At 51.2% G+C, this 14,893-nt stretch carries 11 protein-coding genes; 7 read left to right on the plus strand and 4 right to left on the minus strand.

The window, feature by feature from the left end:
* Positions 1–96: 96 nt before the first annotated feature.
* Positions 97–1,101 carry an NAD/NADP octopine/nopaline dehydrogenase family protein gene (locus tag EJL04_RS11030; RefSeq protein WP_021855729.1) on the minus strand — a complete coding sequence of 335 codons (1,005 nt, stop codon included), beginning with the start codon at positions 1,099–1,101 and terminating at the stop codon, positions 97–99.
* An 18-nt stretch (positions 1,102–1,119) separates the two neighbouring features.
* Complete coding sequence (locus EJL04_RS11035; protein ID WP_021855730.1) at positions 1,120–2,940, minus strand: aminotransferase class I/II-fold pyridoxal phosphate-dependent enzyme; 1,821 nt, start codon at positions 2,938–2,940, stop codon at positions 1,120–1,122.
* A 589-nt stretch (positions 2,941–3,529) separates the two neighbouring features.
* Here EJL04_RS11035 and rplM point away from each other — a divergent pair.
* The 4 genes from rplM (at position 3,530) to tsf (ending at position 6,530) form a co-directional block, all read left to right on the plus strand.
* On the plus strand, positions 3,530–3,991 hold the full coding sequence (gene rplM, locus EJL04_RS11040; protein WP_021855731.1) for a 50S ribosomal protein L13: 462 nt from the start codon (positions 3,530–3,532) through the stop codon (positions 3,989–3,991).
* Between the two features lie 10 nt (positions 3,992–4,001).
* On the plus strand, positions 4,002–4,388 hold the full coding sequence (gene rpsI, locus EJL04_RS11045) for a 30S ribosomal protein S9 (RefSeq protein ID WP_021855732.1): 387 nt from the start codon (positions 4,002–4,004) through the stop codon (positions 4,386–4,388).
* A gap of 264 nt (positions 4,389–4,652) precedes the next feature.
* Positions 4,653–5,501, plus strand: a complete 849-nt coding sequence (rpsB, locus tag EJL04_RS11050) for a 30S ribosomal protein S2 (RefSeq protein WP_021855733.1) — start codon at positions 4,653–4,655, stop codon at positions 5,499–5,501.
* A 39-nt stretch (positions 5,502–5,540) separates the two neighbouring features.
* Positions 5,541–6,530, plus strand: coding sequence for a translation elongation factor Ts (gene tsf / locus EJL04_RS11055; protein ID WP_021855734.1), 990 nt, complete (start codon positions 5,541–5,543; stop codon positions 6,528–6,530).
* A 244-nt stretch (positions 6,531–6,774) separates the two neighbouring features.
* Here the strand turns inward: tsf and EJL04_RS11060 are convergent, their stop codons facing one another.
* Positions 6,775–7,914, minus strand: coding sequence for a sensor histidine kinase (locus tag EJL04_RS11060; protein ID WP_125104961.1), 1,140 nt, complete (start codon positions 7,912–7,914; stop codon positions 6,775–6,777).
* Positions 7,904–9,229 (minus strand): sigma-54-dependent transcriptional regulator, encoded by a 1,326-nt coding sequence (locus EJL04_RS11065; RefSeq protein ID WP_125104962.1) that lies wholly within the window; start codon positions 9,227–9,229, stop codon positions 7,904–7,906. The genes EJL04_RS11060 and EJL04_RS11065 overlap by 11 nt, the downstream gene beginning before the upstream one ends.
* Positions 9,230–9,559: 330 nt before the next feature.
* On the opposite strand from EJL04_RS11065, the gene EJL04_RS11070 reads away from it, so the two are divergent.
* The 3 genes from EJL04_RS11070 to EJL04_RS11080 all read left to right on the plus strand — a co-directional run bounded on the left by EJL04_RS11070 (position 9,560) and on the right by EJL04_RS11080 (position 14,817).
* Entirely contained in the window at positions 9,560–10,882 is a 1,323-nt protein-coding gene (locus EJL04_RS11070; RefSeq protein WP_021855737.1) for a TolC family protein, read from the plus strand.
* On the plus strand, positions 10,867–12,120 hold the full coding sequence (locus EJL04_RS11075) for an efflux RND transporter periplasmic adaptor subunit (protein ID WP_053398880.1): 1,254 nt from the start codon (positions 10,867–10,869) through the stop codon (positions 12,118–12,120). The genes EJL04_RS11070 and EJL04_RS11075 overlap by 16 nt, the downstream gene beginning before the upstream one ends.
* A gap of 339 nt (positions 12,121–12,459) precedes the next feature.
* A complete protein-coding gene (locus tag EJL04_RS11080; RefSeq protein ID WP_125104964.1) occupies positions 12,460–14,817 on the plus strand; it encodes an ABC transporter permease in 2,358 nt (785 codons plus the stop codon).
* The last annotated feature ends 76 nt before the right edge of the window (positions 14,818–14,893 follow it).

Genomic DNA, 14,893 nt, shown 5'->3' on the forward strand with positions numbered 1-14,893 from the left:
CAAGAAAAAGAAAAAACGATTTAGACACAATAGAAAAGAAAAGCCGGGCAATGGTCATTGTCCGGCTTTTCTTGTATTGTCACAACTGACACCTAGTCATGAAATCTTGCTCATTCCCCACTCGTAAACCTTGTCAATAACCGGACAAGGTATATGTTTTTCTTTTGCCAGATTGCGTATTATGGCAAGTCCGTAAGGAAAGTCCTCGGTGAAATATCTGCTCGAGAAATCGGGAACATAGCCCCCGTCGACCTTCTTCATTGGCGACGGTATGCCCTTGAAGGCTTCTATGGAGCGCAGCTTTGCCGCAAGAGAGGCAGCGTCGGTGCTCTCGTAATATTCGAGCACGCCGGGAATGCATCCGGGCGAAACGGGAAGCACACGGAGCAGCAGGCTAAGCTCGTTGTCCATGGCGATATAAATGGCTGCCGCCTCTTCGGTCCATTCCTCATAGAACATGCTGTTGCGGCTGTAGACATCACCCGGCTTCCAGTCTTTCCACATGCTGTAAAGACGCGAGGGATGGAGCAGCGGATTGCTGTTGGTGAGACTCACCTCATACATATTGTCAAGAAGAGTTACAGGAGTGGCCATGAGGCGCTCTATGTCGCTACGCAGCTGTTCGGGATGCTCCACGTTGTCCGTGCCCATGCTCAGCGACTTTTTATACCCAAGGAGCGACGCCCTGTGGCCATACTCCGAGGTGCGGGCTATGAAGGGCACGCGCTGAAAGCCGAAAAGAGGTGTGCCGGAAGGCAGCAGGCGCCTGGCATGGAAATAAAAGCCCGTGCTCGACACTATGCTGCCCACAACCGTGGAGGCAGAGAGATGCGGACATATTTCGCTGAGCGTAGACTCTATCGAAAAGCCGGGAAGGCAGAGCAGAACGATGTCGGCACCGGGCACCACCTCGGCGGCATCTGCCGACACGCAGGCCAGACGGCCCTCGAGCGTGCCACGGTCAGGAGTGTCGACAAGCAAAGTTTCGCCCCACTGAGCCGGGCGGCGCGTAAGTATTCTCACTTCATCAGTGCCGGCTGCGGCAATAAATCCGGCTGTTACATGTCCGAGGTTTCCACCTCCGCAGATACATATTTTCATGTCGTGCGTATTGTTGTGTTATTGTTTGTCTAAAGCCAGCAGTGCATCCACAAGCCTGTCGTTGTCGGCCGTGTCTCTCACTGATATCCTGACAAAGTTCTTGCCCTCAAGGAAGGTTTTAGTGTTGCAGTCTTTTATCATTATATTAAACTGCGCCAGGAGCTTCTTTGCCAGTTCGTGCGACGTGAACTTGCCAAGCACCTCACAGCAGAAATAGTTGGCCTGCGACGGCAGCACACGCATGTAAGACACTGTCTGCAAGCGCTTCATGAAACGTGCCCGTTCGCTAATAAACTTATGGCAGGCTTGGGTGTAGTCGGCCTGATATTTGTTGAATATCTGCATGTAGAACTCGGCAAACGAATTGATGTTCCAGATGCTTACATCCTTCTTCACACGGCTGATAAGCTGCTCGTCGGCCGACGCCATTATGCCAAGGCGAAGACCCGGCACACCGTATGACTTGGAGATGCTCTTGATGACAACAAGGCGGGGATTGTCCTCGAGCGTTGAGTTGCGCAGCAACGTGTTATGCTCAAAGTCATCGCTGAAGTCGACAAACGACTCGTCAACAACGAGCCTTATGCCCTGCCCGGCGCACCAGCGGCTAAGGCGCAGGACATCGTCTGCCGGAATGAAGTTGCCTGAAGGATTGTCGGGATTGATAAGCAGAAGACTCTTTATGCCGCTGCCTTCGAAGAAACGCATAAGGTCGTCGGCGGTATAAGACAGGTCATTGTTGTCGGGATAAAACGCCACGATGTCGTCCTTACTGAGGCGGTGGGGATATTCCTCAAACGTAGGGAACACCACGCCCGTAAGTCCTTCCGACTGCTCCATGAGGCTCTTGATAAGCTCTGCCGCACCGTTGCCCACAACGACAAACTGCTGCCTGATGCCGAAATACTTGCCGGCCAGCAGCGAGTTGACATACATGCCCGACGGATATTCGCGCATGAGCGTGTCAAAGTTGGCCTTCATCTCCTCGGTGAGCTGCTCGGGCGGGAAGTAAGGGTTGACAAGATAGCAGAAGTCGAGCATCTTCGGGAAGCGCCAATGACCGCCGTAGCGGTAGTTATAGCGGCGCATCATCTCCTCGTCCTCGGCAAAGAGCGTCTCGGCAATGTCAAGGTCCTGCACGTCGTCAATCTCATACCATTTCTCGTTTCCAACAGGAAGCGCCTTAAGGTTAGAATTGTCGAGCAGCGTTATCACGCGCAGCACCTGCTCATAATATTCGTTGTTGCCCAAGGCCTTGCAGTAAGCATCGAGGAAAGGAACATACTGACGGCACGAAAACTCACGGCTGAACTTATAGATGTTTACCGTTTTATAGTAATCATCGACATCCTCAAACCTGAAAGCCTTCTTCGGGACAAAGTTCACGATATTGCGCTCCTTGTCTATCCTTACCATCGTTCCGTCCATCCACGACTCATATTTAGCCACAAGTGCAAGGTTGGGATGCGGATCGTTCAATATCATGGGCAGCATGCGGTCGGAGAAAATAAGGTCGGACTCTATAAGCAGCGTATCGTCCTGCTGCAGCTGCTCCTTGGCCAGCGAAAGCGAATAAATATTGTTTGTCTTGTTATATATAGGATTCTCCACATACTCTATGTTGAGCCTGCCGTCGTACCTGTTGCCTATATGGGCCTTTAGTTCACTGCCCTTATATCCCACAACGATAACCACGCGCCGCAAGTCAAGACGCGCAAGCTGTCCGAGCATACGGTCAATCAGTTTCACGCCGTTGACCTCTACCATACATTTAGTGTTGTTCTTGGTGTATTCGCCAAGTCTGCGCCCAAGTCCGGCCGCAAGGATTATTGCCTGCATAACAAATAGTCTTAAAAATTTGGATATCCGGCAGAAGCTTCAAGTGCCGCAGCACCATCAGGGCCGCTTACATATTCAGCATGTAAACAACGCCTAAGCCCAAAGCTGCACATTCTGCCGCCACAATCTGATTATCTTTCTGTCGGCAAAGATAATGAAAGGTGAGAGCAAAGCAAAATAAAAAACATAGTTTTTTTACTTTTTGCTTAGCCGAGCCGCATCTTATCTTATGAAAAGATAATGAAAGGTGAGAGCAAAGCAAAATAAAAAACATAGTTTTTTTTACTTTTTGCTTGGCCGAGCCGCATTTATTCTGCTGAAAAGGCATCAGGTTTTACGCTATACGACGCCCGCCGGTAGTTAAACTAAGTTAATTAAATATAATACAACACATTCAGCGCCCTTCCCTGCGAACGAGTTATAATAAAAATATGTACCTTTGCAGTCCGATTATTAAGGGGATAACTCTTAGAACCCCGGAACGGAGTGTTAATAGTCGTACTTTTGGCCGAGTGCGACGGTTAGTGAATCGCCGTTCAAGCAATAATGAATTTAAAAACGTTTTTTAGTAGTAATTTTAAAATTAAAAATGAACACTTTAAGTTACAAAACTATTTCCGCAAATAAGGAAACAGCAAAGAAAGAGTGGGTTGTTATCGACGCCACAGACCAGGTAGTTGGCCGTCTTTGCTCTAAGGTTGCCAAGATTCTGCGTGGAAAGTACAAACCTAACTTCACTCCTCACGTAGACTGTGGTGACAATGTTATCATCATCAATGCCGCTAAGGTGGTATTCACTGGCAAGAAAGAAACCGACAAGGTGTACACCCGTTATACTGGTTATCCTGGCGGACAGCGTTTCAACACTCCTGCCGAGTTGCGCAAGCGCAAGGACGGTGCAGACAAGATCATCCGTCACGCAGTTAAAGGCATGCTGCCCAAAGGCCGTCTCGGACGTCATATCTTGAACAATCTTTATATATTCGATGGCACAGAGCACGATATGCAGGCTCAGCAGCCAAAAGCAATTGATATTAACCAGTATAAATAATTAAGCAATAATGGAAGTAGTTAATGCAATAGGTCGCCGTAAAAGTGCCGTGGCACGTGTTTACGTAAGCGAAGGTACAGGCAAAATTACAATAAACAAGAAAGACATTACAGAATATTTCCCATCAGCTATTCTGCAGTATGTTGTTAAGCAGCCTCTGCAGCTCCTTGACGTAGCTGAGAAATATGATATAAAGGTGAACCTCGATGGTGGTGGTTTCACAGGTCAGAGCCAGGCTCTGCGCCTCGCCATTGCACGCGCACTCGTTAAGATCAACGAGGAAGACAAGAAGAATCTGAAAGATCACGGATTCCTTACTCGTGACGCACGTGCCGTTGAGCGTAAGAAACCGGGTCGTCCGAAGGCTCGCCGTCGCTTCCAGTTCAGTAAGCGTTAATATCTGGCGGAAACTGTTCCTAAAGATAAAGGCATGCCTGTGGAAGCGTCGTCACAAGGCTTTATTTACCTTGTGTACGGCGAAGCCCCAAGTCTGCCGACTGAACACTGTTTAGCATCTAAACCGATAAGACCCGCCACAACGGCGATAATCGGAAAGCGCTCATGGCCATGCCGCGGTGCTAATGCCGCAGAGCGGTTACCTGTCGGTTGGTTCTAACAAAACTAAAAAGAAAGTAAACAAAACAATTAAAAAGAAAAGAAAATGTCAAGAACAAATTTTGATATGTTATTGCAGGCTGGCTGCCACTTTGGCCACCTGAAACGTAAGTGGAACCCCGCAATGGCTCCTTATATCTTCATGGAGCGCAACGGCATCCACATCATCGACCTTCACAAGACTGTAGCCAAGATTGACGAGGCTGCAGACGCACTGAAGCAGATTGCCAAGTCAGGAAAGAAAATCCTGTTCGTTGCTACTAAAAAACAGACAAAGGACGTTGTAGCTGAGAAGGCTGCGTCTGTAAACATGCCTTACGTTATCGAGCGCTGGCCGGGCGGTATGCTCACCAACTTCCCGACAATCCGCAAGGCTGTTAAGAAGATGGCCAACATCGACAAACTGATGAACGACGGAACTTACTCAAATCTCTCTAAGCGTGAGATTCTGCAGATCACACGTCAGCGCGCTAAGCTCGAGAAGAACCTCGGCTCTATTGCTGACCTGACTCGTCTGCCTTCAGCTCTGTTCGTTATCGACGTTATGAAAGAGGCTATCGCAGTTAAAGAGGCTAACCGCCTGGGTATTCCTGTATTTGCAATCGTTGACACCAACTCTGATCCTAAGGATGTTGACTTCATGATTCCTGCTAACGACGACGCAAAAGACAGCGTTGAGGTTATCCTGAACGCTTGCTGCGCTGCTATCGCAGAGGGTCTTGAGGAGCGCAAGGTAGAGAAGGCTGACGAGAAAGCTGCAAAAGAGCAGGCTGAGGCTAACGCTATAGAGGACAAACCGAAGCGCGCACGCAAGGCTCGCAAGGATGCTCCTGCTAAAGAGGAAGAGGCTGCTAAGGCTGAAGAAACAGCTGAAGAGGCTCCCGCTGAGGCTTAATATCTGATTTTAACTAACTTAAAATAGAAAATACGAATTATGGCTGTATCAATAGCTGATATACAGAAAATCCGCAAGATGACCGGTGCCGGTCTTGCAGATTGCAAAAAAGCCCTCACAGACGCTGAAGGCGACTTTGACAAGGCAGTACAAATCATCCGTGAGAAGGGTCAGGCTATCGCTGCTAAACGTAGCGACCGCGAGACATCTAACGGCTGTGTACTCGTTAAAGCTGACAATGGTTTCTCTGCCATGATAGCCCTGAAGTGCGAGACCGACTTCGTTGCTAACGGTAAAGACTTCATCGCTCTGACACAGAGCATTCTTGATGCTGCCGTTGCTGCCAAGGCTAAGACTCTTGACGAAGTTAAGGCTCTGCCTCTGAACGGAAGCACTGTTCAGGACGAGGTTATCGCACGCTCTGGTATCACAGGCGAGAAGACCGAACTTGACGGATATCTCTATCTCGAAGGCGACAACGTGTCTGTTTATGACCACATGAACAAGCACTTGCTCTGCACAATGGTTCAGACTAACAAGCCGGCTGAAGAGCAGGCTCACGCTGTTGCTATGCAGGTAGCAGCTATGAACCCTGTTGCTCTCGACGAGGCAAGCGTTCCTCAGGAAGTTAAAGACACTGAGCTGACTGTTGCTATCGAGAAGACAAAAGAGGAGCAGATCAACAAGGCTGTAGAGGCTGCCCTGAAGAAGGCTGGCTTCAATCTCTACATCGCTGAGAACGAGGAGCACATCGCTGAGGGTATTGCTAAAGGCAACATCACAGAGGCTCAGGCTGAAGAGATACGCAAGATAAAGAAAGAAACAGCTGAGCAGAAGGCTGCCAACATGCCCGAGCAGATGGTTCAGAACATCGCTAAGGGCCGTATGGCTAAGTTCTACAAGGATTCTTGCCTGCTCAACCAGGAGTTCATCCAGGACAGCAAGCAGACTGTTGCTCAGTATCTGCAGGCTGCCGACAAGGAGCTCACAGTTGTTGCTTTCAAGCGTTTCACACTCCGTGCTGAATAATCCTTAAAGCAAAACAATAAACAAAAAGCTGTCTCAAACATTTTGGGGCAGCTTTTTTTATGCCTTGTTACATATACACAAAGACATGGAGAGTAGATCAGGAATCCTGCCTGTAAGTATATACAATAAAAGTTTCTGAATAAGCTCATCACTCGTCACATCTGTCTTTAATAAACTGAATGATAGACACATACAGCGTGACGTGTTGCCTTGTTAAACTCGTCACACCGGTACAAAACAGAAATTAGTTGAAGATAAGCCTGAAGATAGTCAGTCGGTTAGCCCTGTCGGTAACAAGAGAGATAAAGCCGTTGCTCACACGCATAATCTGCCTGGATATAGAAAGCCCTATGCCGCTGCCTTCTTTCTTTGTCGTGAAGAAAGGCACAAATATGTGAGAGGCCACATCGTCGGGTATCATCGGTCCGTCATCTATTACGTCTATCACCACGGTGTCGTTCTCGCCGGTGTAAGCCTTCATCCATATATGTCCACCGGCAGATACTGCCTCGGCGGCATTTTTCAGCAGATTAGACACCACCCTGCTTATAAGTCCCTCATCGGCATATACAATAAGATCGCCCGGAAGCACGTCGGCCTCAACAGTGCAGCCGTCTTTAAGATACTGTCTGGCAAGACTCGCCATCCGCTCAAGAAACGGCTTAACGTAAAAGAGCGTAGGCTGCGGCGCAGGAACATGGGTAAATCGGCGGTAGTTCTCAACAAACCTGACCAATTCCTTGCCTGTGCGGTTGATTACCGAAAGTCCTTCATGCTGTTCGCCTTCCGAATGGCGCAGCAGCGTATCACTGAGCGACACAATAGGCGTTACGGTATTCATGATTTCGTGAGTAAGCACACGTATTAGCTTAACCCACGAGTCGATTTCCTGATTGGCAAGCTCGCCCTTGATGTCGCTGAAGGCAACAATCCTCACACGGCGCCCTTTCAAGAATGTGTTGGTCTCGCGCGACGAGAAGTTTTTCATCGTCTCCTTTATCTGGTCAACGTGCGTTATCACCTCACGCTGCAGAAGTTTCTGTGCGGCACGGTTGTAGCGCAGCACCACCCCACGGCCTTCCTCAACCACGATAATGCCCGTGTCGACAGAATCAAGTATAAGTTCAAAGTATTTCTCTCGCTCCATCTGCTCGTCGCGCGCATGCATCAGTATGTCCTTCACCCGGTTCAGCGACCTGTTCAGCACTCTGTCGCCTGCCGCCTTGTCGCCCTCGGCAAAGCGGAAGCTATAGTCGCCGTTGTCGATAGCGTTGAAAAGGAAGGTTACCTTTCTGACGGTCGACCTGTAGCGCCGCCAGAAATACAGGCAGCCTGCGGCCGCAACGACGGCAAACAGGAGCAGAAGAGCAATATCAAAGTCCATACTTCTTTATTTTGTTATACAATGTCTGGCGCGACACGCCAAGCCTCGACGCCACCTGCGACAGGTTGCCGTCACACTCGCGTATTGTCTTTTCTATCAGCCGGCTCTCCATCTCGCCTATTGTCTGCACGCCTTCCATAGGCTTCTCCGCAACAGACGCGCTGCCGCTTATGTCCTGCTCGCCTATCTCCCTGCCGTCGCTCAATATCACGGCCTTCTCTATTGCGTGCTGCAGTTCGCGGATGTTGCCATACCACGGCATATCCTTTATCTTCTGTTCGGCAGCCGGCGTAAGCTCCATTGCGGGCTTGTTATACATTGCCGCGTACCTGTTGAGGAAGAGGCGTGCCAGCGCCGGAATGTCTTCTCTGCGCTCACGGAGCGAGGGCAGATGCAGATGTATCGTGTTGATGCGGTAGAGCAAGTCTTCGCGAAACTCGCCCTTAGTCACCATATCGCTGAGGTCGCGGTTTGTGGCGCATATCAGTCTGACGTCGATAGGTATAGGCACACTGCCGCCCACGCGCACAATGCTGCGGCGCTGCAGGGCCGTCAGCAGCTTTGCCTGCAATGCGTAGCTCAGGTTGCCTATCTCGTCGAGAAACAGCGTGCCGCCTTCAGCCAGTTCAAACTTGCCTGCCTTGTCTGCCTTGGCGTCGGTGAATGCCCCTTTGACATGGCCGAACAGCTCGCTCTCAAACAGCGTCTCGCTCACGGCTCCCATGTCTATCGTCATCAGACTCTTGCCGCTACGGTGCGACAGACGGTGAATCTCGTTGGTCAGCACCTCCTTGCCCGTGCCATTCTCGCCGGTTATCAGTATGTTGGCGTCGGTCGCTGCCACCTTAGTTACCATAAGTCTGAGTTCCTGCATGCACGGAGCCACGCCCCAGTACATGCCGCTCTCGCCGCTGCCGGCATCAGAGCCGCCGGCCGACTTGCAGCACGCCTCCTTCAGCGTGGCTATCAGCTTGTCGTTGTCAAACGGCTTTACGATGAAGTCAGTGGCGCCCGCCTTAATCCCGCTCACGGCCAGTTCGATGTCGGCATACGCCGTAAACAGCACCACCTTGGCCTGCGGACGCATCTTCTTGATTTGTCCGAGCCAGTAAAGTCCTTCGTTGCCGCTGTTTATTCCGCTCTGAAAGTTCATATCGAGCAGCACCACGTCGGGCTTGTCCTCACGCAAGTGCGCCGGAATATTGTTCGGATTGGCTATGGCGACAATATGCTCAAAGGTGTTCTCGAGCAGCATCTTCACAGTGGTCAGGATGTTGCGGTTGTCGTCTACAATAAGTATTGTTCCCTGTTTCATTTCAATGCAAAGATAGGTTGTATAACCGACAAAAGCAAGAGTGTGTAAAGTTTTTGGACACTAAATTTTCAGATATTCACAAATAATATTACTATATGCCACCTTCATGCCCCATCACACGCACAGCCAAACGGCTCGCTGCACAGCTTAAAGCTGCAAGACAGCCTGCATAAAGCCATTTTTCAGCCTCAACCGTGCCTGTTGTCTAATTTTTATACGCCAGTGTCTAATTTTTGGACACTCACAAAAACACGGATTTGCAGTATCTGCCTGATATACTGCAACATAGGTATTTTGGCACGGTTTTGGCAATGATAATGGTGTATGAATATGAAAATTGCCATAATTACTCTCGCACTTGCCGCCCCTGGGGCTGCCGGCGCGCAACAGGAATGGTCGCTCGACCGCTGCGTCAGTTATGCCATTGAGCATGCTACCGAAGTGGGACGCGAGCGTATCGAGCAGAAACAGGCCCTGACGGAATACCGTACCTCGCTGCTCGACTTCCTGCCAAGCGTCTCGGCCCAGGTGAGCGGACAGTACAACTGGGGACGAAACATCGACCCGGAGACCAACACATATAACAACGTTACTACATTCAACAACGGCTATCAGATAAGTGCGTCGCTGCCTGTGGTTGACTGGGGGCACACATGGAACGCGTTCCGCAAGGCCCGCATAACCAAGAATACGGCTGCCACGGCGCTGCAGAAGGCTAAGGACGACAAGGCCATAGACGTGATGCAGAAGTTTGTCGACGCCGTGTATGCCATCAAGTCGATAGAACTTACCGACAGAAAGCTTGCCGACTCGAAGGCTCTGCTGGCAAAGACGCGCAGACTGTACGAACTGGGCGAGAAGAGCCGGCCGGACGTGGTGCAGATGGAGAGTCAGGTGGCTGAGGACGACTACAACCTGCTGCACCAGAAGAATCTGGCACGCACCGCCCTTATTGCCCTGAAGACGGCTATGAACTATCCTGCCGCCGACTCGCTCAGCCCCGACTGCTCGATGGCTGCGCTTACGTCGCAGATGCCCTCAAGTCTCACGGTGGACAGCATGGCGCTGAGCGGCAAGCCCGACATAATAATGGCAGAAGCCAACGTCGAGAAGGCAAGGCTCGAATGGAAAATAAGACGTGCCGACCTGCTGCCGCAGCTGTCGCTGGGTGCCGGCGTATCAACCAACTACTACATAAATCTCTCTCAACATCAGGACAGACTGCCGTTCAGGTCGCAGTTTCGCAACAACCTGGGCGAGTATGTCTACCTGACACTGTCTATCCCCATCTTCTCTCCTTCCACATGGAGCTCGGTAAAGCGCGCCAAGGCCGACTATCAGCTCGCCATGCTCGACGCACAGGACGCAAGGCGCAAGCTGAACGACGCCGCCCTGCAGGCCGTAACCGACTATGAGGGCTACCAGAAGGAAGTGAGACAGATGGAGAAAAAGGTGGCTGCCGACTCGCTGGCCTACCGCCTGTCTTACCGCAAATATGAGGAAGGCATGCTCTCTACGTTCGACATACACGAGGCGGCACAGACTTATCTCGAAAGCAGCATAACGCTGCTGCAGCTGAGAATGCTGCTCGCCATAAGGCAGAAACTCGTAAGATACTACATAAACAACGAACCGCTATGGACATTAAACTGAAACAGAAGAAATACTGGATTCCAAAAAAATACTGGCTGTGGGCCGGCGGAGGCGCACTTATAATAGTGCTGCTGATATGGCTCGCCACGATGAACTTCACGTCGACGCTGCGTGTCGACCGCCGCGGCCTCAGCATAGGCAAGGTAAGCAAGGCGCAGTTTGACGACTACGTGAGCGTAGACGGCAGCGTGGTGCCAATACAGGTGGTGCAGATATCGTCGGAAGAAGGCGGCGTGGTGCTCGAAAAGGTGAAGGAGGAAGGCACCCACGTCAGCAAGGGCGACGTGATAATACGCCTCAACAACTCTAACCTCGACCTCGAGATACTCAACGCAGAGAGCGAACTGGCTGAGAAGCAGAACATGCTGCGCAGCACGCGCCTGTCGATGGAGCAGGACCAGCTGAACAACAGCAACGAGGCGCTGCAGCTGAGCATGGACGTAAAGACAAAGCGCAGGGCATACAACCACCAGGCGGCGCTGCAGAAGGAGGAACTTAACTCACGAGAAGACTATCTGAAGGCTAAGGAGGAATATGAGCTGGCTGTGCAGAAGGAGAAGCTGATAAGGCAGCGGCTCAAGAAGACCAACGAGCTTAACCGCTCGCAGGTGGAGCAGATGGCTTCAGACCTGGCGTCGATGCGCAAGAACGTGGAGCTGGTGCGCGAGCGCAAAGCAAGGCTCAACGTGCGCTCTACAATAGACGGCGAGATTGGCCTGCTGGACGTAGAACTGGGCCAGAGCATATCGCCGGGACAGAAAATAGGCGTCATCAACGACCTGAGCGACTACAAGGTGGAGGCGCAGGTGGACGAGCACTACATCGACCGCGTGCATGCCGGACTGTCGGCCACGTTCGAGCAGAACGGCAAGACATATCGCCTGACCGTGCGCAAGGTGTATCCGGAGGTGCGCGAAGGCCGCTTCAAGATAGACTTCACCTTCAGCGGCTCGCGCCCGAAGAACATACGCACGGGACAGACCTACTATGTCGACCTGCAACTTGGCGAGTCGAAAAAGGCAATAATCATACCCAAAGGCACGTTTTACAGCGTGACGGGAGGCTCGTGGATATTCGTTCTAGACAAGGACGGCCGCAAGGCATACAGGCGCAAGATACGCATAGGGCGGCAGAATCCGCAATATTATGAGGTGCTTGAGGGCCTCGAACCGGGCGAGCAGGTGATAGTGAGCGGATATGAGGGCTATAAGAACAACGAAATACTCGTGCTCGAATAGTAGCGCCACACCCCTACGGCACCATAAGACGGCGGCATGAAAAGGACGACATCACGCCCGAACGGCGGCAAAAGATATAAAGATATTTCGCACCGGCAGGCATGCCGCAAGGCAACAGCCGCGAAGGCTGTAATGCAAAAGGTGGTCTTTCGCACTGCAAAACATGGCCTTTCAGGCTGTAAAAGGGCACCTTTCAGAGGCTAAAAGACGGTCTTTTGCAATGCCTCACATAACCTTTTGATTATCAATCGGTTATAAACCAACAAACCAAATGCGGCAAACAGCACAGAAAAGGGCTGCAAGGCGCACGAAAAATGAAACATAATAACAGCATAAAATATGAGCAACTTTAACCTTAAAAGCTATTTCACGTTCCTCTCGAGGAACAAGACATACACGGCTGTGAACGTGTTCGGACTGGCCGTAAGCCTGACATTCGTCATCATCATCGGACTGTACACGTGGCAGGAGTTCTATATCGACCGCCAGCACAGCAAGGCAAAGCGCATTTACAACATAGGCCTCAACATGGACGACGACACATGGCGAACAGCCAACTGCCACCACGCCGTGTTGCGATACCTGCGCTCACGGTATCCTGAAATAGAACAGACGTGCGGCTTCACGGCAGGAAGTCTGAAACTGAAGGATAACGGCAACTTTGTAAATCTATATGTTCTCGAGGCAGACTCGACGTTCTTCTCGATGTTCGACTTCCCCTTACTGCAGGGCAATCGCACAAACTGCCTCAAACAAAAGGGCAATATCGTGCTGACGGAGAGTGCCGCACGCCGCCTGTTCGGCAACACTGCGGTAATAGGCCGCACGCTGACAACAGCCGAAAACAATCATTTCCGTGTTACAGGCGTGGTTAAAGACTTCGACAACACCATAATAGACAAGGACATACAGGGAGTTATCGACTTCTCATATACCCCCAACTTAGCCAACATGGACGAAAATTTTCCGCACATGGTCAACATAACCGGTGCGGCATCGTTCGTGCAGGTGCGTGAGGGCTGCGACTTCGCCGCAAAGCAAAAAGACGTTGACGCCTACTTCCAGACGTTCTGGGAAGACTTCCACCCAATCATCACACGCCTCGACAAGCTGTATTTTTCAGGGCTTGATGCCTTTCTTATGCAGATGGGTAATCTTACATTGGTAAAGATACTGCTCGCCGTGGGCATTGCGATACTTCTATTTTCCATAATGAACTACGTCAACCTGACCGTGGCACAGAGCGGATACAGGGCACGCGAAATGGCCACCCGCCGCCTCTTCGGCTGCACCAGGGGCACCGTCGGCGTAAACATGTTCACCGAATCGTTGGTGATGTGCGTCATCTCTCTGCTCATAGCCGTGGCGTTGGCCTGTGCGTGTGCGCCATACGCAAGTCAGCTGCTTGACACAAAGCTCGACCTCAGTCTGCTTGCAAGTCCGCTTACTGTCGGCATCATGGCGGCTTTCATCCTGCTGGTGAGCCTCGCCTCAGGTGTGCTTCCGGCCACGATACTGTCACGGGTGAAGCCCATCGAGGTGGTGCGCGGCACGTTCCGCACGCATACCAAGATGATATTCTCGCGCGTTTTCATAACGGTGCAGAACATCATAACCATAACCATGCTGGCATGCGCCATGATAATGTCGATGCAGATGCTGCATCTTACAAAGGCACCGCTGGGCTTCAACACCGAGAACATTATCTGCATAGAATATCTTGACAACTACTCCAGCCAGAATTCAGGCGAATTTGAAGACCGTCTGCGCTCGTTGCCGTTCGTCAAGGCAGTGGCTCCGTCATGCGGAACTCCGGCTACCGGCGGCAACAACAACACCGTAACGTTTGACGGAGAGAAACGCGAATGGTCGTTCCAGTTCATCAGCGGTACACCCGAAATGATGAAGATATACGGCCTTACGCTGAAAAACGACCTGCACGCCAAAGGCGACAGCATTGTATATCTTAACGACATGGCGATGAAGGCATTGCAGATGAAACCCACGGACAGACACCTTAGCAGCCGCTACGAACAGATAAGGTATGGGTATTTCCGCAAGAATGCTGAATTCGGCGGCGTGCTCAACGAATTGCGCATACGCAACATTCTCGAAGAGCAGCACCCCCTGCTCGTACAGGTATGCAACAACATACAGAATCCATGGAACATCTCAATACTCGTCAGCGGCGACCCCGTGGAGGCATACGCCAAGATAAAGGATGTATATAAGGAAGTGTTCCACGAAGACATCGACGAGTCCGCTTCGCCGTTCGTAGACAAGTATGTGCAGGCACGCTTCAAGCAGGAGTTGCGCACAACCAAGATCGTGTCGCTCTTCGCCTTCATAGCCATCATAATCTCGCTGCTCGGACTTGTGGCTATGTCGACATACTTCATACAGCAGCGCGCAAGAGAGATTGCCGTGCGCAAGGTGTTCGGCTCTACCGGCAACCAGATTCGCCTGCGACTGATACGCACGTTCATGCTATACGTGGGCATCGCATTTGTCATAGCCGTGCCGATAGTGGTGCATTTCATGTTGAAATGGATCGAGCAATACAGCTACCGCATCGTATGGTGGCCGTGGATTGTTGCGGCAGGAGTAATCGTCATGCTTATCAGCTTGGCTGCCGTGGCTGTGCAGAGCTGGATGGCGAGCAACGAAAACCCCGTGAAGAACATCAGACAGGAGTAAGAGTCACGGAAAGAACATCGTGAAGAAAAGGCTTCGCCATGACCGGGAAACTCTGAAAAATGAACGGACAAGTATA

The organism is Prevotella marseillensis, from assembly GCF_900625065.1.
Taxonomy (GTDB): Bacteria; Bacteroidota; Bacteroidia; order Bacteroidales; family Bacteroidaceae; genus Prevotella; species Prevotella rara.

Coding starts and splice junctions, on each gene's coding strand:
- EJL04_RS11065 (WP_125104962.1), bottom strand. CDS start 9,229: ATGAAACAGGGAACAATACTTATTGTAGACGACAACCGCAACATCCTG.
- EJL04_RS11075 (WP_053398880.1), top strand. CDS start 10,867: ATGGACATTAAACTGAAACAGAAGAAATACTGGATTCCAAAAAAATAC.
- EJL04_RS11080 (WP_125104964.1), top strand. CDS start 12,460: ATGAGCAACTTTAACCTTAAAAGCTATTTCACGTTCCTCTCGAGGAAC.
- EJL04_RS11060 (WP_125104961.1), bottom strand. CDS start 7,914: ATGGACTTTGATATTGCTCTTCTGCTCCTGTTTGCCGTCGTTGCGGCC.
- rpsI (WP_021855732.1), top strand. CDS start 4,002: ATGGAAGTAGTTAATGCAATAGGTCGCCGTAAAAGTGCCGTGGCACGT.
- tsf (WP_021855734.1), top strand. CDS start 5,541: ATGGCTGTATCAATAGCTGATATACAGAAAATCCGCAAGATGACCGGT.
- EJL04_RS11035 (WP_021855730.1), bottom strand. CDS start 2,940: ATGCAGGCAATAATCCTTGCGGCCGGACTTGGGCGCAGACTTGGCGAA.
- EJL04_RS11030 (WP_021855729.1), bottom strand. CDS start 1,101: ATGAAAATATGTATCTGCGGAGGTGGAAACCTCGGACATGTAACAGCC.
- EJL04_RS11070 (WP_021855737.1), top strand. CDS start 9,560: ATGAAAATTGCCATAATTACTCTCGCACTTGCCGCCCCTGGGGCTGCC.
- rpsB (WP_021855733.1), top strand. CDS start 4,653: ATGTCAAGAACAAATTTTGATATGTTATTGCAGGCTGGCTGCCACTTT.
- rplM (WP_021855731.1), top strand. CDS start 3,530: ATGAACACTTTAAGTTACAAAACTATTTCCGCAAATAAGGAAACAGCA.